The organism is Paenibacillus sp. F4 (assembly GCF_002894905.1).
Taxonomy (GTDB): Bacteria; Bacillota; Bacilli; order Paenibacillales; family Paenibacillaceae; genus Paenibacillus; species Paenibacillus polymyxa_B.
The window spans coordinates 158070-183354 of the sequence record NZ_POVS01000019.1; the positions used below are offsets into that span (position 1 = coordinate 158070).

The following is a 25285-nucleotide window of genomic DNA, read 5'->3' on the forward strand; positions in this document are numbered from 1 at the left end:
AAAAATACCCCACCAGCGTATGCCAGCAGGGTATCACCGATGCTTTCGGATTGCAATTTTAAGATGATTTCTCTATGTTGTCATTTCTACTTTGAAGTCTATCATTTTCAGCCACTAACCTACCATATTCTTCATACAACTCATCTAATTGAGTTCTCAGTTCCTTATTTTCAATTTCCAAACAATCATAACAGCTACTAGGTGCATCGCAATAATCCAATCCACCATGTCTTTCCATTGGATAGAGGTTATGATGTGGATCTACCCAAACTATGTAGAATACATTAGAAATAACAAAACCATGAACCCGCCCTCTTGCCTTCGAAACAGCAAACTGAAGGGTGTCTTGTTCAATTTGCTTAAGCAACATCTCGTTAAGTGGATACTTAGCGCTTACTCTGTCCCACTCATGAGAATGAACTCTTAATGGTGGGCCATTATGGATTCTGAATTTTTCGAACTCCATTTGCGAAATGCTTTTCATGGAATCCATTAAATCCACAAACCATTCAGGACCCACTTCACCACAATTAAACAATGGATTACTGCGATCAAAAAACTGCCAAGAAAAAATGACGTTTCTTTCTTTAAAACCCTCAATATTACGTCGAGCTACTTTAGTTAATCTTTCTTCACCAGCGCGCGGAGTGGACTCAGAAGGTCTAGGAATACTCCCCAAAACAGGAGCTCTATTTCTTTTCTCTTTAGCCATTCTCAAGCTCGCCCCTGTAATATTCAATAATATCATCATCATCAACGACATTATTAGATGGTTCGTAAGGTTTCAAGTTCTTACGCGCATTAAGCCATGGATCTTCTTGATGGGTCAAATACTCCAACTGATCACCATCCAAGTGACCATACGTTTGATGAATATGCTCTAAAAATTCTACCAATTGAGGATTGTTCGAAATTTCATCCGGCAATACATCCTCTTGCGGTATTTCGTTAAATCCATATTTCCTATACTCACGATAAAGCTCGGGGTTAACCGGTCCATGAATCCAAGCCTCAAATTCACCGTCAAATAGTTTATCTCCCTCATAAAAAACCATATACCAGGAATATGCATAATAACAAAGCTTCTGAAGTTTCTTAGGTGTCATTGGTTCTAAATTAAGAAAGGTTTTAGCTACATCGAAAACTGTTGTTTCTGTGAAAGTCGTACTAGTTGTACTCATAGTCTTCACCTGTTCTAAATAAATTATTTTAGCCATTTGGATATCACCGCCTTTTGCGTAGTACATTCTCAACTTTCCCAAACACAAGAACACGCAAACATCATAAGCACGGCTTTCAGGCTATTACTTAAACAGGTTGTATTTAATTTATATAAAATTAAACACAACTTTCGACATAGCCTACACTAATTCCTTCTTGAAATTTAGTTTTTTTAAAAAAAACAGGGTAAATATTCCTTACAGTATGTATATCGCAATAATCTGTGCTTATACTTATATTATACAGAACAAATGTTCTCATTTCAAGCAAAAAAAATAACCCGCCAGCCGTAGCCAGCAGGTTATCCTCTTTAATTTTACTCTGTAGTCACAGGTGTTTGAACAGCTCCTGTTGGTGCTGAAATAGCCTCAGGTTCAACCTGTACCTGAGCTGGAATAGTATTATCTACCTCTGCTGTGGCCTGTGCCAAGAAATCATTAAGCTTTGCAGCAAGACCCGATACAGCTTCCTTAGCTGCGGCCTGTGCTGCCTCCTCGTTTGGCTGTGCTTCAGTAGCAAGTGCCGACTTCGTCTTAGCCTTATACTCCAAATATGCCTTCTCAATTGCTGCCTGCAACTCCGTAGACGATACTACAATACCCTGTTCTGTCAATCGTAAAGATGCATACTGCAAAGCCTCTTGCATCTTACGAACCCCGCCAGCATCTTTAAACGTAGTCTGAGCAAGTGCAAAAGCCTCCCCTGCTACTTTATGGATTACCTCTCGCTGTGCCGCTGTTGTACGTGCGTCTAGCCAATTATTAGCCTTATTCTTAAGTGTATTAATTCCTGCCAAAGCAAAGGTCACCAGTACGCCTAAAATGGCTGTAACAATGGTATTAATAGCTGGTTGAATTGTTTCAATTACGTTTTGCATGATAAATCCCCCTATTATTGTTTAGGCAAACCTGCGGCAGAACGCAGGTAATTAGCCAGATTGTTAAAATGTTGCATTTGCTCCTTGTCCCCCGCCTGTTTAGCCTTGAACCAAGCGGGAGACAACCAACGGAAAATAATCTCTTGCGCATTGGATTTAAACAGCTTCACAGCTCCGGCAAGAGGTAGATTCTTTTCATTCAACCCGGCCGCCGCTCGAAGGTTATTAGCGAGGTTATGAAAATGTGTCTTGCCTTCCTGATCCGCTGCCTTCTGACTGGCAAACCAAGCTGGAGATACATAGATATCAATCAAGGATTGAGCTATATACACAGGTAACGGCGTAAAGTCCAGCGCCGCAGGAGCCACGGAAGCACCTTTAAGCTCTGTTTCCACGTCCTGCACCAATTCCTTAAGCGTCTTGCCAATCGTCGCTAGTGCTTGGTCTACGTCCCTCTTACGGGCTGGGTCAAGCTGCTTATGGCTCGGTATGTGTGTACGTGGGTTTATGCTCCATTTGTCGCAGCAATAGGCCAGATACCATACAAAGCGCTTGTAAGCCTCCAGTGTGTCGATCTTGCCGCCAAAGCACATTTCCACGCCCAAAGCGATGTCGTTCGCATCATCACCAAAGCGCTCATTATCTGTGGTTACGTTGTACAAGACGTGCCAAGCCGTTTCTGCTGGATCGGGTCCGGTACCAGTTGGGATGATCTCCAGTATCTTTTTGTCGTCTATGAACGTCTGTGCTGAAGCAGAACGATCTACCAGCCCATTGAAATAGGTGTAATGGTTATCCGCTGACGCTCCTGGATTACCTGTATCGTGCGCAACTAAAAAGACCGGATTCCCGCTTGTTAGACGAGTACCCGGTCTTACATTACGACGCTTGTTTATGTAGCGCCGTTCTATCGTGTATTTGGTTTGATTAAACAAGTATCACAATCCCCCTTTTACAAATACCGCTGTAACGATAGCGATTATGGTCCCGCCCAATACAAAAGTCAGAAAGTTAAACCACTGTTTATTATTTGTGGTTCGTTCCTTAACACTGTCCTGTTGAGTTTGTTGGAGCCAGCTAAACAGTTTCATTTCCAGCGTGTCGATCTTGGTCATTACTTGATCAAATTGCAGTTGCATCATCCGTGTGGAATCCTTCAATTGTCGGATTTCATCATCATGCCTGCCTGTGGTTTGCTCAATCAACTTAAAACGCGCTTCATCTGATAATGTTTGCGCTGAGAGCCTTGCAAATTCTGCGCTAAGGCCTTGCAACTGAGCTGTTAACTCTTCTGTTTTCGTGTGCAATTGTTCAATCGCCATCACGTCTCCTTCCGGCATACCCTTCCCCCGTCTCTATCTATTTTCCTGTCCTACTCTTCCTATTTTTCTAATGGTGTGCCATCCACGTCTAATCCCCAACTAGCTAGATAAGCCCTTACTGGCTCCTTCTGAATGTCTGGTACTTGCTCAAACTTCTTGATTCCTTTCATAATGAGCGATCCGTATATGGCTGCCACGTTAATCACCTCCCCTCTTTAAGCGCCGCGAGCTCGGCCTGCATAGCAAGCATTTGTTCATACATATCAGCCATTGCAATCTGTGTATTTGTAAGTTCTTCACGAAGCTTTGGCTGTGGTTCCGGCTGTTTGGTCAGTTCCGTTATTTCTTCTGGCGTAAGACCCTCAATCCATAGATTGTCTGGTTGCTTAGGAGCAACATATACAGGCTGTTCCTCCGCAACCCTCCCCTTTGCTTGCCAGTCGTTTAACGCGGCTATATACGTTTCCTGCGCCTCATAAACAGCTGCTTGGTACGTTTCCCACGCTGCCAGATTAAAACGCGGCTTGTACAGGCCACGTGTTGTAATTGGTACGCCAACTGTGTAGCCTGCAATCTCTGGCGTTGTCGGCTCAGTATCTGCGGCCGGATCAGTGTTATTCGTCCGGGCATAAAAAGGGACGACACCCGAAAAGGCATCGTCCACTAGTGCGTCCTCCAGATAGAGGCCGTTTGTATTTACTTTGGCTGCTGATTTCATGGGACTATCCCTCCTTAATCCGTGGTGAATGATACATAAACGTTTACTTCTTGGTTAGATCCACCGGATACAATTACACGACCATCCGCATTGATTATAATGGCGCCAAATACGTCAGTGGTGGTATAAGTTTGTATAGGCCGGACTTCGCTTTTTGGCGGCCTATAACCAGGCGGCAAAGAAATGAAGGGCTGACCAATAACGCCACTTTTAACTCGTGCTCGTAAATAAACAGTGTTTTCTATCTTTCGGTATTCCAGAACGCCCATACTCACCCAACCATTAAGTAGTGTAGTAGGAACAATCCATGACGGGCTATCTTTCTCGGTCTTTTTGTTCTCTAGCACAGACACACGCGAGTTTGCTTGCTGTACGTTGTTTACTAAATCCGTAAGCAGCGTCTTTTCGTTTGCAGCATATGAGCCTGTAAATGCTGTGACAGGCGCCGTCATGAAAGCCAGATAGGACACTGTGTAGACGGCTGATATATCATACTCAGAACCTTTTTTCTGTGCCAATGCCCCCGCTGAGGTTACGGTGTTGGGGAATAGCGTCCATTCATCTCGTTTTGAATTTCGATATATACCGACAAATCTGTTAACTCTGTAAGCTGTTAGTGAGGACTGAAACCCTCCAGTTGACCCATTATTAATATTCCAACGGTTTTCCGCCGTCTCGAAGTACGGTTTAGCCAGCTCTCGAATTATTGCACCCGCACCCACTTCAATTTGGTTATCTCCTTCAACAAACGATAGCTGGCCCTCGAAAACGACAGGCTCCACCGTTGATGTTGCGAGCTGATAAACAAGCTGATATGGCGTGTATCCTGCATATGCCGCCTGTGGCATTGATTGAGTATAGTTAGGAGCACCAACACGCTGAACCCAGTACTTGGTACCTGTACCGCTCCATGTTGCCGTAGTAGCTACTTGAGCGTCTGCGGGAAAAAATGTATTAGCGTCATATGCTTTATAACCGTAAAAATAAGCCTTGATGTCTTCCGTCGTCGGCGTGTATCCGTCTGCCCACCCGCTGTCTGCAACAGGGATTGAGAGCCCAAGAGCATTAGAGGCAGCACTCAGGTATGATTGGTCAGCGGCACTAACTGGGAAAGCATGTTGAATGAGTTTTCCGTCATATTTTGCTACGCGCTCTCTGTCGGAAAGTCCGTTTGTGATCGGTAGCCGTACAACCTTATAACCTGTTGCCGTTTCGTAATAGACCCATGGTAACGAACCATCTAACGTCAATCCTTGCCAATTTTTATTTTTGAAGTACTGCCCGTCACGTTGAAACAACGTATCGGCGTTTGCTCCTGTAATCGGGTCGGCGTAAAGGTCAGTTTGTAATGCCAGCATGGACGCGATATCGGTCTTGTTTGTATCTGTCCAGCGGATTGCATATGGATTGCGCACAGGCATTATACTGTCCACGTAAGGCCATTTAGCAGCTGCTTGAGCTGGTGTATAACTTGCCGCTGCTGCATAATCTGCATCACTGACCTCATAGACGCGCACGCTGTCCATATTAAACGTATTGCCAGATGCACCCGTTCCCGTGATCGTAACAATGTGAAAAAAGTCCGTCGCGGCGAACCGCACAACAGATGGCGCAAAAGCAGAGGCTGACGTTACCTCATTACCTGTAGCTCCAGTAATACCATTTATGGATATGGACACTTTGCTGGTATTGCCGTTTTTAACATCAGCAATGGCTATATACTTTTTACCTGGCGCGGTAAGGAAGGTAGCGGAGGCTGTGGCAGGCACAGAGCCAAGTGTAAGCTTAAAACTGCTGGTCCCGCTGGTTTTATTAGCCGTATCCGTTGCGATTGTGGTATTAGACGACCACAGGCCCACGCTTTCGCAGTTTCCCATACGCCCTAGCAAGTTCACCAACATTCGTCCAGTTACGCCGGACAGAGAAAACAAAGCCGACTTAATGGCAGTGATGACCTGCATGCCTGCATTCAGCGTTACGTCCTGACGGGATATAGTGTTTAGGCGTTCTTCAACCTCATCCATATTACCAGCAAAACCGTCTATCTTCTCCCAGTTGTCATTCATCATCGTTTTTACATCGAAGAAATCGTTACCGTCTGCTACGGGGTCCTTCATATATAAGCCTAACTTAGGTGTATTACTAGCCAATCGGTACACCTCCTGCAAATTTGTTTAATTGAGTGTTATTAATTTCACTGATCCTCATCATGTGGTGTATCTCACGTATAACAAGGTACCTGAACTGATACCGCACTTCTAAGTGTGCCGGTTTGATCTCTTCTATGGCATCTTTTAAGTCTTGGAGATTTGGCGGCAATCCTAGTGTCCCGATAAACCTGATCACAAAATAGTATTCAGACGGAAATACAGTAACATCAACTTCGCCGCGGTCATAGCTGTCTGCCACATTTTTAATCATGCTTGCAGACACTTTGCCGCTCCCGCGCATCTTAGAGATAACCACGCTGCGGCGTTGCTCGATCGGCTTGGAAGGCATTGAGACTATTTTTAGATCCTTCTCCCAATACTTAATGCCCCAGGTCGCCGTCTCCGGGTGAAACTGGCGGAATGTATCCACTATTGCTGCATTCAACTTGTCGAACTCGATATCTTCAGCGTCCATTATCTGAACAAACTCTTCAATCTCTTGGTAATAGTCAGGCAGATAAGACATAAGTTTTTTAGACATGTACATCCACCATCCCAAGCACAGCAACCGAATCCAAAGGCACTTGGATATTGCTGGTCACTCCGTTAATAGTCAGGTCAAAGTAATCGATAACAGGCGGCACGTCCAAGATAAAGTTTGCTATCCGAGTAATTCGTACCAGTGTATCGGTATCGTTAAAGGCCAAGCCTTCGAGATACTTTGAAATGCTGGCCTCCAACTGCTCTTTGACATCTTCGGGTGTCGCATCCCGTGCCAACTGTACTCGAACACTGACGTTTATAGGCACCTCCCCAGCGCCCACAACCGTGACAACCGGACCAATAGGCGCAGCGCCTTCACCGTGTCCATCCTGAGTAGGGTCTATATGCATCTGCACAGCCTGTACAACAGCAGGTGAAGGTGTTCGTTTGTCATTGTTAAGAATCACAACCTTAACTGTGGCGTTCCCATTCCAGAGCGGGAATACCTTTGCATCCCCTACGCCACTTACTTCCCGTGCCCACACGACATATTGGTTCTTGTTTGCGCTGGTGATCGGTTTGGTGACTTTATCTTGATATCTATCAAACAAAGCCTCTCCTGACTCCACATCTTCTCCAGAAACCAATAAATCTACTAGTTCAGCTTTTGCTAGTCCGTCGATAAAATCAATAGGAAGCAATGTTCCTGTGTATTTATTGCCTATTACTCCAGCAGTCTCACACTCAACAGAAAATTGTCCAACTCCCAGTTTACTTATGACTACGTAGTTTAACTCTTCAATCGAGTAACGACTACCGATAGGTACATCCATAAGCTCGTTTTGGTTGTTATAAAACTTACCTCGCCACTGCGCTTTTATCGCTTCTTTGCGTTCTGTACCCGACCAAGCAACAGATTTATCTAAGTATTCCTCGTTATCAGGATTAGGGAAAACCAAGCTTATTTGAGTGTCTAATTCCACATATGCTTGAGCTAATTCAGCAGCATTTGGGGCCAGCGCATCATATATAACACTCCCCTCTCGTTTGTCCATGCTATCCGGTATGCGAGCAAGCATACGTTCTAGAATAGCCTCAAATGTTTGACTTTCATACAATGCCTCCGACCCCCGTTTCATCTCTAAAATTCCCTTGTGTTGTGATCACTTCAAATTCGGCCAGAACATCGCTACCGTTAAATGTGAATTGAAAATCTCGCACATCTGTAATCCGGTCATCCGCCAGTAGCGCCTCGCGAACCAGCCTCTTTAATTCGGTCTGCACAAATAACCGGCTCTGCCCTTGCAGCCGGTCTATCTCAGCTCCGTAATCATCGGAATATATTAAGTTTTCGTAGCGTAGAGTTTGAAGTATCTTATACACCACCTGCCGCATAGCCTCCAGACCGTCCACAATGCCGCGTGCGCGACCATTCGTGAAGTCCAAGGCATATGTCTTGGTGGGAATTTCTTCTTCTTCAATCTCTTCATCAACGATGCTGCCACCCTCTGGAATCATGGTTTCACCAACTTATCCACGACGACGAACTGCTGACCGCCTTTCATTTGTTGCAAGACAACCGCATCCCCCATTTTCAATCCTTCGCGAATCACCAGCACATCCGGCAGGGCAGTTTGAGTGGTCTTTGTAGCCGTTTCTGTCGGAGTCACGTCTTTGTATATATGGCTGTGTGTAAGACTAACCACATACCGCTTTACACGCTCCGTAACAAGCAATAAATCTGCGTCCAACACCAGCTTTTGATCAACAGTAATTTCAAGCGGATTTACTCCCGTTACTTGTCCGACTATACTTTCGCTTGGTTTAGATGCATCTAAAGTACCCAGCGCTATTTTTTGTAATTGTTTGTACATTAAATCACCTTCAATTCGAGTGACATGGTATGTTCTAAACCCGAAAATTTATGTGTGCATGAATCAACCAAATACACTTGACTCACCTTCAAATCGTCGATGAACACAGGCACATAACACCCCGCCCGGATGCTCAAGTCTCCCATAGCATCTATGCTTAAGCTTTTGCTTTCTCTGTTGCGTAAGGTGAGCAGATTTTGCGCCTTTTGTTTTATTTGAGCTGCATTCATCTTCTCGTCTACTTTGTCATAGAGTTGAAGCTTACCCCACTTTTTAATATTGTTACCGTCCTGGTAAACGTAGGCATCCCGTTTGCCGGACTCTTTGTTATCCTGCACCAGCTTTACATAGTTGTAGGTCTCACTGTCTATGCTCTTTTTAAGCGCGTATCCGGTCATTAGGCTGCCATCACCCACGGATACAGATACAAGCATGTCAGCGGCACGTTTAAGGGCCAGAGCGCCGAAGTCATCGTAAAATACATAGATTGATCCAGTAGACATGAGCGTTTGGTCGATAGCCTTGTAAATGATATCTAATAGCTTTTGATTGTCCTCGACCATGGCCGGAATCTTATATCCTGTATCAGCAATCATCCCGGTCTTAAGTTTGAAGTCCTCCGCAATGCGCTTGATAACCGCCCCGGCCGTTAGGTTTTTGAAAACATAGGTATCGTTGGCATTGAGATACCTTATTTGGTCGTACGCAGTAATCTTCATGTCGGATTTCTCCGACTGTTCCACCGAGAAAACATAGCCATAAAATATCTTGTACTTGCCCTTGGTGATCCGTATGATATCCCCGTTCTGCACCTTGAACTTTTTATTTTGATAGATTCCATCCTTAACAAGGGTGATATCTACGCTCCCTGGGCTCCCGGTGCGTTCTGTTTTCCACGTAAGCTCAGATACCAACCCCGATGCATTTTCCTTCCCGGCTAAGGCCTCGCCAGATACCTGCCATACATTGCCGTCACGGTTGTCTATAAAAATGTCCATGCCATCACCCCGGCAGTCTCAGCACTTGCCCAACCTTTAGCCGTTTGGCCTGTGCGTTCGTGATTTTGTTGAGTGTTTGAATCTCTTTGTAACGGGACCCGTCACCCAGGTTCTTTTTAGCGATAATCCAAAGCGTATCTCCAGCTTTAACCTTGACCGACTTGGGTTTGACCTTCTCATTAGGACGCTTGGCCTTAGCCTTTGTGGTTGTCGTCTTTTTTGCGCCTGCCTTGGTTGTGGTCTGCTTAACCTTGGCCTGCACCGCATTGTAAAACACGTATTTCTTAAATGTGATGGTGTATTCGATATCCGAGGTCCCCGCTACTGGCTTCCATTCAAATTCCTCAATGGTCACTGGCATGTTAATAGCAATTTCCTGTGGACTCTTCTGCGCGCCTGGATCAAAACTGATCGCAGAATAAATAAAGCGGATGGGCCGCTTAGTGTCCATCCACTTGTCTATTAAAGCTATATATTCAGGTATTGGCCGCAATTCATCGGTGTTGACGAATGGGTACGCCTGTCCAGGGAAGAAGCTATCAAAGGATATCTCCGTCAGCTTTCGCGACTGGATTGCGTTAATCTCGCCCCCGTCCACGATTTTAAATGTGGAGCCGTCACCAGCTTCCTTGATGCTCATTTCAGGCGGATTGACTGGGATACGGAATGCTTCTTCTCCGTTGTTGTAACTTAGTAGTATGGCGTGTTCCATTAGGTGTACACCCCCTGTGCCGTTGAAACAAATTGTTCTTCTAAATGGTCGCCAATTTTCTTAATGATCGTATCTACATCAGCTCCGTTGTTTATATCGCCAGTCTTGACCTGCACTGTAGGCGTAAGAGTTACGAAGTTCTGTATAGACTTCATTTCTGCGATATCCCTCATGACCTTCAAATCCTCCGATGAGATATCTACCTTGTCCTCAATCTTGCCGACTTTATCTACCTTGCCAACGTTTTTCTTTTTGTCATCTCCAGCATTAGCTTTTTTAGCTGCGTCAGCTGCTGCATTCCATTTGGTGAAGTCAAAAGGCTTATCTGCCTTAGGATTAGCAGCAGCGTTTTGTTTCCGTCGATCCATATCACGCTTACGGATATAGTCCATGGTGTCGTCTTGGCGTTTTCTGGCTTTTGCGGCAGCGGCGGCTTCCTTTGCAGCGATCTTGGCCGCGGTTTCATTTCGGAATTTATCAGCGGCTATTTTGGAGTCATCAGCGATTCGCACTTGATCAACATATTGAACCTCGATCATTCCCGTTTTGTTCAAAGCTGCCAACATATCATTCACACCATTCACAACACCGTTAATCATATCTTGCATTGTTTGCATGACGCTAGCTTTAGCGTCCATAAAGGCTTGAGCGATGCCGTACCCGACTTTAGTAAAAAAGATAGGTACTTGATCGAAGAAATTCAATACTTCATTCCATTTCAACAGCATTGCTGCCGCAACCATGTCGTTAGTTGTGTACACTTCATACATCCACGTCACTATAGCCACCAGCACTGTCAAAATCGCAATGAATACATTTGCCTTCATTGTAGTATTTAGGGTTGCCCAAGCCGCTGAAAGACCTCGTGTTGCTAAGGTTTGAGCGAATATAGCCATGGTGCTAGTACCAGTCGCAAACTTTATGATTCCCAGTGTAATCCCTACGGATTTCATAGCAAAATTCCAAGCCACGAACGCTGCTGCCACCCCTTTGACAATAGGCGCTATGTTTTGCCAATTGCTCGAAATGAAACCATAAACTTGAGATAAAACATTAAAAACTTTAATCGCATTTTGTACTACCCAATCCAAGCCTTTACTCAGGTTGGCAAAGAATGCGTCAAATTTGCCTTGCTTAAAGGCATTGTTTAGCATTTGGATCATTGGAAGAAGTGACTTGGTAGCAGCTCCCCCAGCATCTGCAAACATGGACCTCGCGTTGTTTTTCATGATTTCCAACTGTTTAGCAGGACTCGCCAACATGGTATCAAACGCTTTTTGTCCCATCTTTTGAGATTCTAATAACTTGTCGAAACCCTTGATAAAACCGTCGATATCGCCTTTTTTGGCAAAGTCCACTATGCCAGATGCTCTAATATCGGATTTACCCATATTGAAGCGTTCAGCCAAAGATACAATGTCGGCCGATAATGCTTCCTTAAGGGCGAAGGCAGCTCCTTCCATGCCATTACCGGCACTATCGAAGGCATTCAATCTCTGCGCAAGGTTGTTCAGCTTATCCAGTTGATCGACATTTTGAGTAGCGGAGAAAAATGACAGTGTTCCTTGAAGTGATTCATTAACATCCTGCCCAGCCGCCAACGCATTTTTCTTGAATCGTCCAAACATAGCTTTACCCACGTCTTCCTGACCTGTACGAGCAACAAACATATCTTGCATTTTCTGTTGTTCCATCGCACCGCCCACAGTAGCGCTAAACAATTCCTTAAGCCCTTGCATTGATAAGTAGGCTGCTGCCATACCTTTTAGGTTAGCCAGCAAACCAGTTGAAGCTCCCTCGCCTCTTCTCAAGCTTCCGTTTATTTGCTCTTGCAATTGGGCTATTTTGTGTTCTAGGTCCGCTATTCGCGCTAAAGCGGCTTGTAACTCTGCTGCGTTCGCTCCGCTACTGGTTCTGAGTTGCCGGACAACACGAATAAGACGCAACACAAGCATTTGAAGATTGCCAAACATAGCTTGCAATGACGCTGGTAGTTCAATTTGTATACGAGCTTGGATAACCCTTAGTTGGCTTTGTATTCGTTGTCTGATGAGCCTGACCTGATTCATTAAAATTGCCTCATTAGCAATTTGGATATCAAACCTCATGTGTGCGTTCGTGGCAGTTCTCAACCTTTCCATTTGCCTAGTGGTGGCCTGAACGACGCTATTGACTGCGTTTAGGCGTTGAGAAAAGTTATCGAACAGTTGGAGGCTAGTTGATACAGTTGCCATCGTTTCTCCTTTCCGGCATAAAAAAAGACGCCTTATAGGCGCCTTCCCAACCAATTATTTCAGTTCGTCTAGTATTTTTTTCGCTTCGTCGCTTTTGGTGCTGTATAGCACCTTTCCACGTATTGACCATTTTTTGAGTTTGGGCTGTTCTTTCAATGCTTTTTCCGCTTCGTCAACCGAATCATACTCTACAATTTGTATTGGGGTAGTGCCTAGCGCGAGAAGTTTCCCACTAGAAGCATTAACTAAAGCATATGCGTTTTCTCCCTGATCTTTAGCCCCGACATCCGTAAGCGCCTTTACATAATCATCAAGAGTAGGTGTAGCCGCTTCTTCTTTAGCAGAAGAACAGGCAGAAACAATCGTTAATGAAATAACCAATAAAATTAAAGTCAGGACTTTTTTCACAAATGACCCTCCATGAATGGGTAGATTTTACCATCATTCTACCAAACAAGGAGGGGTTAGTCTATTATTTTAACTTCGATAAAATCTTCAATTCTCGTTCAAGAATCCCCTCGATATTATCAAATTGCGTGAACGGTATCCTGATTAATTTTATTTCGTTATCTTTGCAGTATTGGTCTTTAAGTTGATCTCTCTTTTTAACCTTCTTAAATTCCTCTTTTCCGCCAAATGCTTTGACAGGCTGGAAGTGTTGTTCTCCATCATACTCAACCAAACACATCAACTTTTCGTCTTTGAAAACAGCGAAGTCGAAGTTTAATTTAAGCTTGTATTTAAGATCATCAAAGGAATATTGAGGGATGTATTCAATGTTCGCATCATTCAGGAAATTAACTATTTTTAACTCACCCTTGCTTTTCCTGCACACAGGACATCCATGTCCTTTCCACAAGGTCATTGGTGGCGCTAAAAAAACAGTTCCACATCCCACGTGCAAAACCTTAATTTTCTGTCTATCCGTGACATAAGGTTCCAGTGGTTCGTATCCTTCACCTAGAGCAGAATGAAACTTTTCTTCAAATTCCTCTTGCGACAATCTTCTTTTCAAACCTCTCCGTTCCACCCCACATTTAGGGCATCTTCTTCCGAGTTCTAAAAAGTTATCTATTCTCGCGCCCCAAACGTGACCACAGATGTTGTGCTTTAGAATCGTGTGAGCATCCCTCCTTTTGTAATCCCCGACTATACTGAACTCATCCCTAACTCGTTCAAAGAGTCTTCTTTTTACCTCTTCTAATGGCAAACGCCTTTTGTTGCGGCGAATTTCCTCGGCACACGGCGGACACCGCCTTCCGCCCAAGAATTTGTCAGGCGCAACCAAATACTCATGACCACATGCGTTATGCTTGATTAAAACTTTTTCTTTAGCCTTCTTATATTCCCCAAGAACGGTGTATTCACCGTTCCCAAGGATTGCGACACGTTCTAAGAACATTTGATGATCAAAATAACGTGGCATTAGAGCGCGACCCCCCCATACAGAGGGAAAATAGCTTCTAATTCATTCAATGTTTTTACCATTTCAATAACATCCGTTTTGATATTTTCTTTGTCGTACAATTCATCATCGACTATAGCTAGTAATATTCCCAAGCACTGCTCTTTAAGTTTGTTTTGATACTGCAAAACATATATTCGATCAGCTTCAGGTATTCCCTTAGCGATCGTTTGGTTTTCTTCTGTCTCGCATATGGTTAATTTATTTTTCGAGCGTTCAGCGCGTTTGCCCTCTTGGATTCCGAAAGTGCAAACAGCCCCCAATGCCAACCAATGAAGCTTGTCAAACCGTTCCATAATATGATTATAAATTTGAGTCGCTTCTTCAACTTCATGATCACACGGTGATGTGTGTAACCAAGTTTCGATAAATTCACTAACCTTTTCAGTCATACGGGTTTCTTTGGACATGTTTTCCATTGATGTTGCCTCCTTGTTAATTGCTAGGAGGTTGCAACCCGTGCTATAATATTTCACAGGTTGGCAACAACCTGGTTGGGAAGTCCTTTTATCTCTTGTCGGGGAGAAGGGCTTCCTTTTATTTTTTATCAAGGTATTCCGAAAAAACAATCCTTGCCAACGCAGCTAAAGAAATGCTTTTTTTCTCAGCCTCTTTTTTCAACTCGTTGTACATTTTCTCGGGTATCATGATATTCAACGCTTTATTACTCACCTCGTCACCTCCTACTACAAGAATACTACAACTCTTGTAGTGAATCAAGAGGCCTGAGAAACTTTTCTGCTTATTTCTTTCGAGCAGCTTTCTCTTGGTCTATTCGATAAGAGATCATGGCGTAAATCGCAGCGCGTTCCCGTTGACTCATTGACATAAGGTCATGTGGCAAAATGTGAAGTTCATGGAGAGCGTAGTATGCAAAGGTTGCATCTGGATCGCTCTCCACGATTAGTTTTTTACATTATCCATCAGATCGTTAATGTCGCGATCGAATCCGCTCAGCGTCTGAATACGTTCGATGAGCGTAGTATATTCCCCAGCAAGTAACATTTTTCGAATAAGGGAATCCGCCCCCATAACACCATAAGACGCTTGCAGCCCAGCATCTTTAAGGTTAGGATGAACCACTCCAGCTACTACCAATTTCGCCGTAAAGAGGTCAGAATCAGTTTCAGTCTGGTAAACGCCTTTCACCTTTACCTTTCTAGCGGATTCCTTTCGGATTATGGACGTCTCATTCTCTGAAACGCTACGAATCTTCCACAATAACGGCTTCCCTTCTGCATCCTTAAAACGCTCAGAGAGAGCAATTTCCTCAGTAATCTCCGATTCCACATTTTCCGCATAAAACAATGTCAAGTCACTCATTATTTATATCCCCTTAATTTAGATTATTTTAGTTACCACCCAAAACAGGTTTTGTGAAGCTGTCTTGCAATCCGACCCCGGAAAAAGTAAAGTCCAAATCTTCGTCCAACAATTGAGATTCAGTATCCAACTTAGCAATAATAATGCTGCTTATATTAACATTCTTGAGCGTCACGGTCTGTTTGCCGATCGAGGAAGTTGGGTCTTCGTTGACAGCAACCAGATCAAAATAGGTATCTTTACCTGTGGTCACATAATCCAGCATCATTTGTCTGAACAATGAGGTCACATAGTAAAAAGTCATTGAACCCGTACCCTTCCAGCCATTGGCTTTATTCTGATCGCCCAGGTATCCCAGTACTTTTACTTCTGTCATGTTTTTTTCGATCTTTGCTTCGAATTTCTTACAGTAGGCCATCTCTTCCACACTACCGTTTATGGTGGCGTACAATCGACCCTGTTGGCCGGAAATAGTATCCTTAGCTTGCAACCACTGTGTCATATTATCTCGCCCTCACTAACTGATAGATTTTTTCGATACTATCTACTGGTTTAACGTAATACTCAGCGTAAATAGCATCTTTGTCTGTACCAGGTACGATCGTTACATCCGTCTGAGGATTAAACTCCTCAATAGCACTGATTTGTTGATTAAGTTCGAACAAATTGATAGCTTCTTTTTTAACGAGATTACGCCCGTCAACGTTGTTATCAACTTTGCCGATGTAGGACCTTTCAAAGACTCGTTGCAAATCGGTGTTAATGCCATCCAATGTACGAACGACACGATTTTTGCGGAAGTCTTTATTCTTTTTAGGCGTAAAGCTACGGAATGTATTGATATCCTGCTGTACCTTGGCTTTGCCGCCTTTATAGATAAAGAAGAATTGACCGCTCTGCACACCTGCGATTGCTTCACGGTTGGTGAATCTTACATCTACATCCACTGCATCATCGTAGTCAGCATAAGTAAGCGACTGGTTAACGTTTGCCGCTGCTGTAGCTGCTGCTACCCAAGCGACTGCCTTAACCTTGTCAATCACTGTGCCATCCGACAGAATGACACCGTTGGTGACGTTTATTACTCCTTCGTTGTCGGCCGCGCTGTAATTTGGTAATACCACTTGCACATTTTTGCCCTCGTCATTCCGCAGGCGATTAACGTAGGTGGTGTACAAAGGCTTCAGCGTTGCGTCATCATACGGCACTCCTACGGTGTTGAAATCTTGTGTCTCAATGGCTGCCATATAATCGGAATGGTCTGCGTTGGTTGTCGTACCGTTTGCCCCGCCAGTCAGCGGCGCTCCGGCCGTAGCTGCTAATGTCTTATCAGTAGCAGAAGCCTTGAAACTCACCCATTCATTAGCTACCAGACCGTCAATATTAGTCACTTTCTGCAAGTTGACCTCCCGGCCCTCGACCAAAGTCCGAACGTTGAAGCTAGATGGTGTGTCAATGTCAGCCTGAATTACAATTGAAATATCGTTACCTCTCACGCCTCCATACTTCGCTGTGGCGACAAGATTGCCACTTGTGACTGTAGCTTTTGTTCCTTCATTCAGGCGGTACACCAGCAGCGTTTTGGCGCGCTTAAGAGCCTCCTTAACCAGCAGGAGGCTTGTATCTGTAATGTCATATCCCAACGCTTTTGAAATATCATCACCAGCATCGATAGTAATGATCTGTTTTGCTGGCCCCCAGCTTAATGTCAACGGCAGGGTGACGGTACCACGATCACTTAACGTGCCCAGTGGTTTAGGCTCAGAAACAACGTTGGTATATACGCCAGGTAGATCCTTGTTCTGTGTAACCCATGTACCAGCCATTATTTAACCTCCTTCTTCAACCATTCAGCGAGAACCCGTCTAGCTTCACTAATGGTGTAATCCTGCTCATCCTCTAGTAGGACGCTTAATGTATCTTTTTCAATTTGCGTAAATTGCTGTGATTCTTGAAATTGCTCTTTGGCAAAACGGGGTTCTACCGAAGCTGACGACGCTGCCGTCTCTTTCTTCGTAGGTGCCACAACAGGCGTTGCCCCGGTTTCTGTTTCTTGGTTATCAGCCACGTATACCAGCCTCCTGTTTTAAAGTCCTCATTTTTGTTTCTGGTCCCTTCGGCCGCATGAGATGGACATTCACATCCAAGAAGAAATGCAGCACATCATCGACGATTTGGTGTTTCATTCCCACCGCCCTGTACAGGCTGCCTTCCCACTGGATGTATTCCATTTCCTCATACAGCCTGTTGGCCACCGCCTCGCATTCACGGCGCTTTTCCGGGTTGTCTGGGTCCGGGAAATAGTGAACATCGAAACTATCAGTCCGCATGTAACGGCGATTAAATTCCCGGTTCTGAGCTCCATCAATAATCAACACAAAAAAGCACGGTTCATGAAAACCCTGCTCAATTCTTTCGTCGTACACCGGGACACCCGTTTGAAAGGTGCTCAGGTACTTCAATATTCCGTTTTTTACATCTTCCATTGCATCACCTCAGGTGGTCTTCCATAAATCGTTTAAGCTTGCGTTCCATGAGTGCAGGCAACTCGCGTTCAAGTTCCCTTTCGGAAATTGTCAGCATAAATCCACCTTCCACCCAGCCCGTGTGTAGCCGAGTACGGTGCCCGTATTCCACATAAGGCGCATATTCGATAGGGTTAAACAGTTCGATGCTGTAGCCTCCCCCTACACGTTCTACAGGGCCAAGCTGCCAGTTACGCCGGAGCATCCCCGTATCTACGGGAGTCCTCGCCACCGTCTTAGCTAAGAGCCTGCTGGCAAGCTCTCTTATGCAGTTCTCGACGAACTGTGGGTAATCAGCTTGCATCTTTTTCAGGCTCTTCCCCAGCTGCTCAAACTCGCTAAAATCAAAGTCCGCAAAGCCACTCATGCCTTGCCCACTCGCTTCATTTTTACCTCTTGATGGGTTGGATAAATGAACGGCTCGCCCGACTGCTGAAACTCATAGCTCATGCCGTCCTGCGTCACATAAATGCGGCTTCCGGACGGAATGACGATATCAGGAGCAATGAATAGTTTGCCGTCATAAGCAACATCGTTGTTTGTATCTGTCTGCTGGGCACTTGGCAAGGATGCTTGAGAAAGCGCGCATGGCTGGTTGTCGAATATAACGCCGTCCTTTGGACGCTCAACGCCTGTTACTGGGTCTTTGCTAGTTGTCTGTCCTTCGACTCGGCAAACCCCCGTATAGGTCATTTCAAGCAGCCTACGCTCCACTGCTGGATTGCCTAATTGCATGGCTACCACCTCAGCTTTCGAAATGCATTAAGTTGCGCGGCGTACGACTTAATGAAAGCCGTACCCTCCACGCCCTTCTTGGCGTAAGCCGCAAAATTAAACTGCACATCACCACGCTTAACACTTTGGACGTTCAACTCAGTTTCTCCAGCCGTTGCAGGCTCTGCAAACTGGTTGAGATAATAGTCCTTGGCGATCAGCAGCGTTGTATTTTCCAGTTGCACCGGTATGTCGGATATGTTGCAGTAGTTCTTAATGCCATCAATCGTAAAATCAAAGGAAAATCCGAGTTGTACATCCTTACTCGTATCAGTAACTGGAATGCCAAGTAGGATTTTAAGCTTGGTCAGCAGCGTTTCCCTGCGGTTCGGTTCCATTGCCTTCACCCGCTTTCACGATGGCTGCGAGCACGTCTTCCTTTTTGGTTGCACCAGCGAGGTCAATGGAGTTTTGTTCGGCGTAATCCTTCAGCTGAGCTAGATTCATCTTGTTGACATCTGTTTCGACAGGTTCTTCGGGCACTTCTGTATCAGGACTAATAACTTTATCAGCAATCAACCCTGGCACATGTTTTGGCTCTACCTCAATTTCCTGCCCCTTGATGTGGAATTCACCGCCGTACTTTGCACTATTTGTAAGAGTCACTTTCACTCTATTCACTCCTCCCAAAATAAATAGGAGAGACAATTGTCTCCCCTTAGTTAACTTTAGCGATAAAGATGTTGTTCATTTGTTCAAATGAAGGTAATACGATCTCAGACACGATAGTATTTACGTTTACTGGATGTGGTTCTTTGTAAGTTGTTACCGCAACCCCTGTGTTGACAATCTGTACCTGAGCGTCCGTACCGCCACTCATCAAATCCGCTTCCTCAGGTGTAGTACCATACCACGTATTGCCCAGTGTGTTAGCAGGGATAAGGGTAAAGTAATCATCTGGGTAAAACAGGCCTGTTGTGCCATCTTGCAAAGCAAACTTCTTGTTGTATACAGCTACAGTAAGCCCCAACTTGCTAAAAAGGTATTGTTTCATCATGGAGTCGGTCATAATGATGTTCTGACCACCTACAGGATTCATGTCCAACCGAATAGTTTTATTATTCAAAATGTAGTTCCACGTTTTCCGTGTGCAAATAGCATTCTCAGGACGTACACCAGTGTCATCCTCGACTAGATCCTGCCACGTTTTGATGTCTTGAATGATCGGAGCATCAGGATTACTCCATTTAGCTTCCGCCGTAAGCGTGGTTTTGTGCTCATCAGACATTTTGTAATCGTATTTGTATTGCTGGCGATTGGCAACAATGTCGATCCGACCCAAAGAAAGTAATTGCATGATCATTCGTTCAGGCACTACCACAGCACCATCAATCAACGTTTTTCTGTCGTCATAGATCTTATCAATCAGCGTTTGGTAATACACCGCATTAGGAGATGATAACAACCTTAACAACTCTTGGCGTTCTGTTTCATCAATGTTCATAGCTTCACGGAAAAATGGCATTTGAGTCTTGATTTCTTCAAATCCGATCCGGTCCCTCAATGTGGCTTTGGCATCAAATGCGGACGGTTGCAGGGATACTGGCAAGCCTCCTGCCCCTTTAATCCATTTCAAATCTAGCCCTTGTTGCTTTTTCGCTGGGAACAATGTCGCCCCCAAGTAAGGAATAGCATTAGATGCTGTTTCCTGATAGTAGGTAGTAATATTCTCAGCTGTTACAAGATCAAAAATAGTTGGCATGTCTTCACCTGTCCTCTCTTATTTCAAAAATGTGATTTGTTTGAGTGCTGTCACTTCTTCTGGCGTTGGAGCCGTTGGAATCTTGTTTAAATCCACGAATCCGTGAATCATCATCGCGCCTGCAGATGGTCCGTAAGTAACGTCAACATCTTCAAAAAGGACGCCTTCAGCATTAGAAACACCAGTAGTCGTAACTGCCTTTTTAGCTAACTTCGTAATATCGTTCAAAATACCATTGCCAATAATCGTGCCAGCAGGAACAATCTTCTTCCCATCAGCATTAGCTGTGATTCCCGCATCATCCACTGTTACAGCTAAGTTCACATAATGATCGGGGAATTTAGTGATAACCTTCTTATTGCCGTATTTAGTAGTTACAAATTTACTCATTTTCTCATCCTCCTGTTATTGGAAATAGGATTCACGGGCTTTAGATAGGCCTTCGTTATCCGCTGACTTATTCTGTGCAGCAATCTTCCCGTAATTGGGCTCACCCTTACCCGGGTCTTGCTTTCCGCCTGCTCCATCCGCTGGTGTAGCACCTTTCGGTTGGAATCCTGGTTTCGGGTCCTCTTTTGGGACAAATAAAAAGCCATCGCTTTCGCGAAGGCCTGTGAGTTGGTCGTCCAAACCATTTTTTATAGCACCGTTGTCGTCCAGTTCGATTTTTGTTTTGTCCAGTAACTTCGCAACAATATCAGCGTTGTGAACCTGACCACTCAAAGCCATCTTAAGCGCAGTGTTCAAGCGCAGTTCCTTCATGTCATTTTCGTACTTGTCGGTAGCAGCTTTATTGTCCTCTTGAAGCTTAGTAATCTGCTCCTGTAATGCCGGAACATCCCCCGCCGCCTTCTGCAGATCAGTCAACTGCTTGTCGCGTTCTTTCAAATCACCTTCAAGTTGTTTCTTAGCATCATTTATTTCATCAAATCGACGCTTAGGCACATATCCGGTGTACTTGTCCTCAACCCCCTTTGTAATAGCTGTGATTTTGTCCGCTGGAACACCTTGACCCTCCAGCAATTCTCTTAACCAATCCATATATACCGCTCCTTCATCTTCGTTTTTTAACCTGGTCTCGGCCAGTGATGTCTTGTGTTTTACGCCCACAATACCAAACGGCGGTGATTTACCTAGAATTTCAATAAGGTAGTTCCGAGTTTATGGTAACCCATCCAGTAGAAGATACAGGCAACGTAGTTAACTCAATACGTGTCCCTTCATGTTTGCTTACTATCACTTTAAAATTAATAATTGGCTGCCACGGGATGTAAAAGGCTGTTGACAAGTCAATTGTTATTTGCATAGCTCGTTCGATGTCATAAAGAGTAGCCCGACCATCAATCACCAGTTTACCGGTCTTGTTTAATTCATACCGCCATTCAACACTTGACGAAGGCTTGCCAACAAAACCGATCTTTTCTCTTAAGATGTCCAACACTTCTGCGTTGGAAAGTGCGTCTGATTTCATGGATTCACTCATTCAACAACGCCTCCAGATCTTCCCGGTATTCTTTTATAGTGTTCTCAAGTTCCTTTTCGTCTCCACCACGTTCATGTATCACCATTTCCTCAGATGACTTATAATCGCCGAGAAGTTGCTCGAATAGTTCCCTAATCTTATCCTTGTCCACATCTTCACCTTCCTGTCCTAACACCTGACTGATATATGCACTCACCCGTTCATCTACTGGAGCATCAAAATCAAGCATTATCGGCTTATCATCTAAACCGGTTACCGTCTCTTGCTGCTTCGAAGTCTTCGGCATATTCCCACCCCAATTCGCTTACTATCGCCATGAGCACCAGATAATCAAAGCGTTCGTTCTTGGCCGTTGGTGACAACTGAGCGAAAGCTGGATCAGCTTGCAATTGTGCGTCCACCTCGGCAACCACTCGGCGCAGGACCTCATCAAACTCCGACGGACTGCGCTTGCTCGGTGCTGACAGTGTACTTGTGCCGCCATCATGCCCAGCTACCACCATAGCCCCTATAGCTGCATATAGCGCCATAGAACGCGCATCTTTAACCGACAGCCTGTTGCCCCTCGGATGGTTGTGAGCAAGCACTAGGCTGCCAGCAGGAGCGCTCAGCAGCATATCCCGCGCTTTAGGTGTGAATGGTACACTGTCTTTACTGCCCGCGATCCTCGCCAACTCCTTGCCATCAAAGTCCGTGAACGACAAATAGCCCTTACCAGTCTTGGAGCCCTCACGTACCAATTCCCGGCTAATGTCTGCTATTTTGTCTGCAGCAACCGATGATACATTAGGGATATCCACGTGATAAGAAGCTTTAGGGTTGTATGGTCTGTTTGGTAGGTTCTCCAACTCTGGGGGAACCGTCTTAATAGCATTATTGTCTGGTTCGACTGGCTTGATCGGCTCAGTTACACGGTCCGTAGCAGGAACGTTTTCCTTGGCCCATTCAGAATAAGTCATGTCACCCGGCACTGCCTGATTCTTGCCGTCCTCATCCCGCGCTATGCGCTCCTGGACATTGTCCTCATAATGCGGAATCGTAGTAGAACGGCAATAAGCATGCAACGGTGGGTAGTTAACTCCTACCTCAGCCTCGCTCACCGCGAATACTTCTCCATCCATGTGCCGGCAGATACTTGATGTGCGTTTATCCAGCGTAGCCGTGAACTTGTATTGCTCTACGCCCAGCTCCTTATAAGCATCCATACGAGACTGACCAGCAAAGTACGCGGATTCGGTCTGGATGATCCTGGCTGCCGCTGATCGGGATACACCCATACGGTCAGACAGTGCGTTAATCATCTTGTCCGGTGTATCGCCGCGTATCATACCTTGAGTCAAAACAGTCTGGAGCTCGTGGACCAACTTGTCACGGTCCTTCCAGATCCGTGCAGAGAAGTTCGAACCATCGGCTGCCCAGGGTTTACTTAAAACCGCTTCAATCTGCCGCTTGTCCAACTTAGAGAAAGTGGCGCCCAACCCTGTACCCTTGTGTAGCTCAAACACAGAATGATAGTACCCATCCTTGTATATATCGCCCATAAGCTCTTTAGCGCCTGCCTGACGCTTTCCGGTTAGGACTTCGACATGTTGCCGCATCTGCATTTGCAAAGCCTCTAAGCGAGTCATACGCACTCTGATAGATGCATTCTCAAGTTCCTTCATCCACCGTTGATCCACAGCATTTTCGCGGCCTGCCTTGATATAGTCGTCTACCGTCCATTTGAACTCTTTGAGCTCTCCAGCTTTCAGCACTTGCCGTGCTTCCGCTAGGCTTATCTCGTTATTTTTCGCAAACCGCTGGTAGAACACGTCAATATCTTTTTGGATGGATGCGTTAGCCTTGGCGTACTCAATCTCCATTTTGCGGACGTAAGCATCACCTTTGCCCAGCTGCGCCTCATTCAGAGCGTCCATACGGCCTGACCAGTATTCCTCGGACTTCATGATTGTTCATCCTGTTTTGGATCTGTTTCAGGGGGATTACCGCCTGTGCCACCGTAAGGCTGATCTTCCACAGTTTTCAAGGCTTCGGCAGATTCTTTCCTTTTACGCTCTTCTTCGGCTTGAACATCAGTGACCCAAGGATGATTTGCCAGGTTGGTTTCCTCAGACAATATCCCTACACTGTTTTTGACATTCTCAACCGCTTCAGTCTCATTGATCATAACGTCCCGGTTAAGAATGAAATCAACGTCATAACTGGAGTAGTCAACCTTTGTTGTGTTATAAAGATGTTGATCTACGAACCAAAGAAGCTGTTCCAGCGAGGCTTGAAATTCTGCCTCAATCGTATTCGCATCCAAGTCTAAATCCTGATAGAGAGAACGAAGGGCTATGCCAGATGGATTATTACCAAACTTGTCCGTTTGCGTGTCCACACCTCGACCAAACTCATATATACTTTTACGCAATTCAGCAATATGATTGCTTAGTGCTGTAGTATCGATGTCTATACCTAACGTATCAATGCCGCCGTCTGCCTCAACCCTAACCATACGTAGTTGAGCTAAGTTACGCCGTGCATCTTCCAGCTTTCCGCCACCGTAATTCTTCAGCACAATAATACTGCTCGGCATATCCTCGATATTGTCCGCATTCTCCGACATCCGCAAATCATAATCATCAACCAATGTTTTGATCATTTCTATAAGCGGTTGTTCTTCGTCGTTGTATTTGAATGCAACAAAAGGCGGGCGCTCCCAATTCAGAAGCATTTCCTTACCGTTTACTATGGCTGTAAAGTGAGATTCCACTTCTCCTAATGGACTTAGATCATTCGAAACCAGCTTATCTTGAGAGAAGCGCATGACTCCTTTTGAATCCCAAAATTCAACTATTGTAATGGTCTTCTTGGTTTTAGCCTCATAGTAGATCACATCATAGAATCGAATGACTGCATCCAACTCTGTATGCGCTGAATCTTTCCAAAGCGGGACAATTTCCTCACTTGGAATGCTCTTGAAGGCAAGTTCTTCAGTCTCGGTGTAATAAACCTGTAGCCAAGCTATCCCCTTATTAATTGCATTCTTGCCAACGTTTTTAAGTGTACGTTGAAAGTCTTTGCCGAAGTAGTCACCAAGACGTTTCTTGTATTCATCAGGGCCGTCAGTTTGTATGCTAAATGGTTTGGAAAGCAGATACCCTGTTTTCTGATCTACGAGTTTGCGAACAAAACCATGTATTAGCTTATTGTTAGCTAGATTATGGACTTCTTGCCTTACCCCGCCTTCGCCAACAACTGTACGCTTCTTCTCCAGTATTTTGGTTTTGTTCTCATAGTATGCCTGCCCCAGTAACATGAGTTCTCTTTTAAGCGAACCCTTGAATGTGGTTATCTCTTGCATAGCGATTTCCATATCAGTCATCGGGGAGTTCGCTTCAAGCATGCGAATGATGTCTTGTGTGGTGCTCAATGTGTAACC

The 25285-nt window shown here is 44.9% G+C and carries 35 protein-coding genes; all 35 read right to left on the reverse strand.

The genetic code is table 11. The features are described 5' to 3' along the window. Positions 1-58: 58 nt before the first annotated feature. The 35 genes from C1T21_RS22660 to C1T21_RS22820 all read right to left on the reverse strand — a co-directional run bounded on the left by C1T21_RS22660 (position 59) and on the right by C1T21_RS22820 (position 25276). Positions 59-712 carry a hypothetical protein gene (locus C1T21_RS22660; RefSeq protein ID WP_103049846.1) on the reverse strand — a complete coding sequence of 218 codons (654 nt, stop codon included), beginning with the start codon at positions 710-712 and terminating at the stop codon, positions 59-61. Then, positions 705-1247, reverse strand: coding sequence for a Panacea domain-containing protein (locus C1T21_RS22665; RefSeq protein WP_219727878.1), 543 nt, complete (start codon positions 1245-1247; stop codon positions 705-707). Before C1T21_RS22665 ends, C1T21_RS22660 begins: the two co-directional genes overlap by 8 nt. Positions 1248-1537: 290 nt before the next feature. After that, positions 1538-2098: a phage holin, LLH family gene (locus C1T21_RS22670; protein ID WP_103049847.1), complete on the reverse strand. Its 561-nt coding sequence runs from the start codon at positions 2096-2098 to the stop codon at positions 1538-1540. Positions 2099-2112: 14 nt separating this feature from the next. Continuing rightward, a complete protein-coding gene (locus C1T21_RS22675; RefSeq protein ID WP_103049848.1) occupies positions 2113-3033 on the reverse strand; it encodes a peptidoglycan recognition protein family protein in 921 nt (306 codons plus the stop codon). Between the two features lie 3 nt (positions 3034-3036). Next, positions 3037-3438: a hypothetical protein gene (locus C1T21_RS22680; protein WP_103049849.1), complete on the reverse strand. Its 402-nt coding sequence runs from the start codon at positions 3436-3438 to the stop codon at positions 3037-3039. A gap of 41 nt (positions 3439-3479) precedes the next feature. Then, entirely contained in the window at positions 3480-3617 is a 138-nt protein-coding gene (locus tag C1T21_RS27480) for a CD1375 family protein (RefSeq protein ID WP_180984645.1), read from the reverse strand. A gap of 5 nt (positions 3618-3622) precedes the next feature. Continuing rightward, positions 3623-4138, reverse strand: a complete 516-nt coding sequence (locus tag C1T21_RS22685; RefSeq protein ID WP_103049850.1) for a hypothetical protein — start codon at positions 4136-4138, stop codon at positions 3623-3625. Between the two features lie 14 nt (positions 4139-4152). Continuing rightward, the gene (locus tag C1T21_RS22690; RefSeq protein ID WP_103049851.1) at positions 4153-6288 is read right to left on the reverse strand and encodes a hypothetical protein; all 2136 of its coding nucleotides are present in this window, start codon (positions 6286-6288) and stop codon (positions 4153-4155) included. Then, a complete protein-coding gene (locus tag C1T21_RS22695) occupies positions 6281-6829 on the reverse strand; it encodes a YmfQ family protein (protein WP_258012597.1) in 549 nt (182 codons plus the stop codon). Before C1T21_RS22695 ends, C1T21_RS22690 begins: the two co-directional genes overlap by 8 nt. Continuing rightward, positions 6822-7910 carry a baseplate J/gp47 family protein gene (locus C1T21_RS22700; protein ID WP_258012598.1) on the reverse strand — a complete coding sequence of 363 codons (1089 nt, stop codon included), beginning with the start codon at positions 7908-7910 and terminating at the stop codon, positions 6822-6824. Before C1T21_RS22700 ends, C1T21_RS22695 begins: the two co-directional genes overlap by 8 nt. After that, positions 7882-8289 carry a DUF2634 domain-containing protein gene (locus C1T21_RS22705; protein ID WP_103049854.1) on the reverse strand — a complete coding sequence of 136 codons (408 nt, stop codon included), beginning with the start codon at positions 8287-8289 and terminating at the stop codon, positions 7882-7884. The genes C1T21_RS22700 and C1T21_RS22705 overlap by 29 nt, the downstream gene beginning before the upstream one ends. Continuing rightward, the gene (locus tag C1T21_RS22710; protein ID WP_103049855.1) at positions 8286-8645 is read right to left on the reverse strand and encodes a DUF2577 domain-containing protein; all 360 of its coding nucleotides are present in this window, start codon (positions 8643-8645) and stop codon (positions 8286-8288) included. Before C1T21_RS22710 ends, C1T21_RS22705 begins: the two co-directional genes overlap by 4 nt. Then, the gene (locus C1T21_RS22715; RefSeq protein ID WP_103049856.1) at positions 8645-9643 is read right to left on the reverse strand and encodes an XkdQ/YqbQ family protein; all 999 of its coding nucleotides are present in this window, start codon (positions 9641-9643) and stop codon (positions 8645-8647) included. The genes C1T21_RS22710 and C1T21_RS22715 overlap by 1 nt, the downstream gene beginning before the upstream one ends. A 4-nt stretch (positions 9644-9647) precedes the next feature. Then, positions 9648-10355, reverse strand: a complete 708-nt coding sequence (locus tag C1T21_RS22720; protein ID WP_103049857.1) for a LysM peptidoglycan-binding domain-containing protein — start codon at positions 10353-10355, stop codon at positions 9648-9650. Then, entirely contained in the window at positions 10355-12589 is a 2235-nt protein-coding gene (locus C1T21_RS22725) for a hypothetical protein (protein ID WP_103049858.1), read from the reverse strand. The genes C1T21_RS22720 and C1T21_RS22725 overlap by 1 nt, the downstream gene beginning before the upstream one ends. Before the next feature lie 54 nt (positions 12590-12643). Continuing rightward, positions 12644-12997 carry a hypothetical protein gene (locus C1T21_RS22730; protein ID WP_103049859.1) on the reverse strand — a complete coding sequence of 118 codons (354 nt, stop codon included), beginning with the start codon at positions 12995-12997 and terminating at the stop codon, positions 12644-12646. A gap of 64 nt (positions 12998-13061) precedes the next feature. Then, complete coding sequence (locus tag C1T21_RS22735) at positions 13062-14015, reverse strand: hypothetical protein (RefSeq protein ID WP_103049860.1); 954 nt, start codon at positions 14013-14015, stop codon at positions 13062-13064. After that, entirely contained in the window at positions 14015-14473 is a 459-nt protein-coding gene (locus C1T21_RS22740) for a hypothetical protein (RefSeq protein WP_103049861.1), read from the reverse strand. Before C1T21_RS22740 ends, C1T21_RS22735 begins: the two co-directional genes overlap by 1 nt. Before the next feature lie 118 nt (positions 14474-14591). Next, positions 14592-14726: a hypothetical protein gene (locus C1T21_RS28190; protein WP_258012599.1), complete on the reverse strand. Its 135-nt coding sequence runs from the start codon at positions 14724-14726 to the stop codon at positions 14592-14594. A gap of 231 nt (positions 14727-14957) precedes the next feature. Next, positions 14958-15377 carry a phage tail assembly chaperone gene (locus tag C1T21_RS22745; RefSeq protein ID WP_103049862.1) on the reverse strand — a complete coding sequence of 140 codons (420 nt, stop codon included), beginning with the start codon at positions 15375-15377 and terminating at the stop codon, positions 14958-14960. A 28-nt stretch (positions 15378-15405) separates the two neighbouring features. Next, entirely contained in the window at positions 15406-15879 is a 474-nt protein-coding gene (locus C1T21_RS22750; protein ID WP_103049863.1) for a phage tail tube protein, read from the reverse strand. A 1-nt stretch (position 15880) separates the two neighbouring features. Next, on the reverse strand, positions 15881-17203 hold the full coding sequence (locus C1T21_RS22755) for a phage tail sheath family protein (RefSeq protein WP_308411656.1): 1323 nt from the start codon (positions 17201-17203) through the stop codon (positions 15881-15883). Next, the gene (locus tag C1T21_RS22760; protein WP_258012600.1) at positions 17203-17445 is read right to left on the reverse strand and encodes a hypothetical protein; all 243 of its coding nucleotides are present in this window, start codon (positions 17443-17445) and stop codon (positions 17203-17205) included. Before C1T21_RS22760 ends, C1T21_RS22755 begins: the two co-directional genes overlap by 1 nt. After that, positions 17438-17863 carry a phage tail terminator family protein gene (locus tag C1T21_RS22765; RefSeq protein WP_103049865.1) on the reverse strand — a complete coding sequence of 142 codons (426 nt, stop codon included), beginning with the start codon at positions 17861-17863 and terminating at the stop codon, positions 17438-17440. The genes C1T21_RS22760 and C1T21_RS22765 overlap by 8 nt, the downstream gene beginning before the upstream one ends. 4 nt (positions 17864-17867) lie before the next feature. After that, positions 17868-18269, reverse strand: a complete 402-nt coding sequence (locus tag C1T21_RS22770; protein WP_103049866.1) for an HK97 gp10 family phage protein — start codon at positions 18267-18269, stop codon at positions 17868-17870. After that, positions 18266-18637 (reverse strand): hypothetical protein, encoded by a 372-nt coding sequence (locus tag C1T21_RS22775; protein ID WP_103049867.1) that lies wholly within the window; start codon positions 18635-18637, stop codon positions 18266-18268. The genes C1T21_RS22770 and C1T21_RS22775 overlap by 4 nt, the downstream gene beginning before the upstream one ends. A 2-nt stretch (positions 18638-18639) precedes the next feature. Continuing rightward, the gene (locus C1T21_RS22780) at positions 18640-19014 is read right to left on the reverse strand and encodes a phage head-tail connector protein (protein WP_103049868.1); all 375 of its coding nucleotides are present in this window, start codon (positions 19012-19014) and stop codon (positions 18640-18642) included. Further along, a complete protein-coding gene (locus tag C1T21_RS22785; RefSeq protein WP_103049869.1) occupies positions 18974-19288 on the reverse strand; it encodes a Rho termination factor N-terminal domain-containing protein in 315 nt (104 codons plus the stop codon). The genes C1T21_RS22780 and C1T21_RS22785 overlap by 41 nt, the downstream gene beginning before the upstream one ends. 46 nt (positions 19289-19334) lie before the next feature. Continuing rightward, positions 19335-20378, reverse strand: coding sequence for a major capsid protein (locus tag C1T21_RS22790; protein WP_103049870.1), 1044 nt, complete (start codon positions 20376-20378; stop codon positions 19335-19337). Between the two features lie 18 nt (positions 20379-20396). Next, complete coding sequence (locus C1T21_RS22795; RefSeq protein ID WP_103049871.1) at positions 20397-20768, reverse strand: hypothetical protein; 372 nt, start codon at positions 20766-20768, stop codon at positions 20397-20399. A gap of 15 nt (positions 20769-20783) precedes the next feature. After that, positions 20784-21419: a phage scaffolding protein gene (locus C1T21_RS22800; protein ID WP_103049872.1), complete on the reverse strand. Its 636-nt coding sequence runs from the start codon at positions 21417-21419 to the stop codon at positions 20784-20786. A 100-nt stretch (positions 21420-21519) separates the two neighbouring features. Next, complete coding sequence (locus tag C1T21_RS22805; RefSeq protein ID WP_103049873.1) at positions 21520-21861, reverse strand: hypothetical protein; 342 nt, start codon at positions 21859-21861, stop codon at positions 21520-21522. Then, positions 21854-22147 carry a hypothetical protein gene (locus C1T21_RS22810; protein WP_146032512.1) on the reverse strand — a complete coding sequence of 98 codons (294 nt, stop codon included), beginning with the start codon at positions 22145-22147 and terminating at the stop codon, positions 21854-21856. Before C1T21_RS22810 ends, C1T21_RS22805 begins: the two co-directional genes overlap by 8 nt. Further along, a complete protein-coding gene (locus C1T21_RS22815; RefSeq protein WP_103049875.1) occupies positions 22101-23807 on the reverse strand; it encodes a minor capsid protein in 1707 nt (568 codons plus the stop codon). The genes C1T21_RS22810 and C1T21_RS22815 overlap by 47 nt, the downstream gene beginning before the upstream one ends. Beyond that, positions 23804-25276: a phage portal protein gene (locus C1T21_RS22820; protein ID WP_219727879.1), complete on the reverse strand. Its 1473-nt coding sequence runs from the start codon at positions 25274-25276 to the stop codon at positions 23804-23806. Before C1T21_RS22820 ends, C1T21_RS22815 begins: the two co-directional genes overlap by 4 nt. Positions 25277-25285 lie beyond the last annotated feature (9 nt).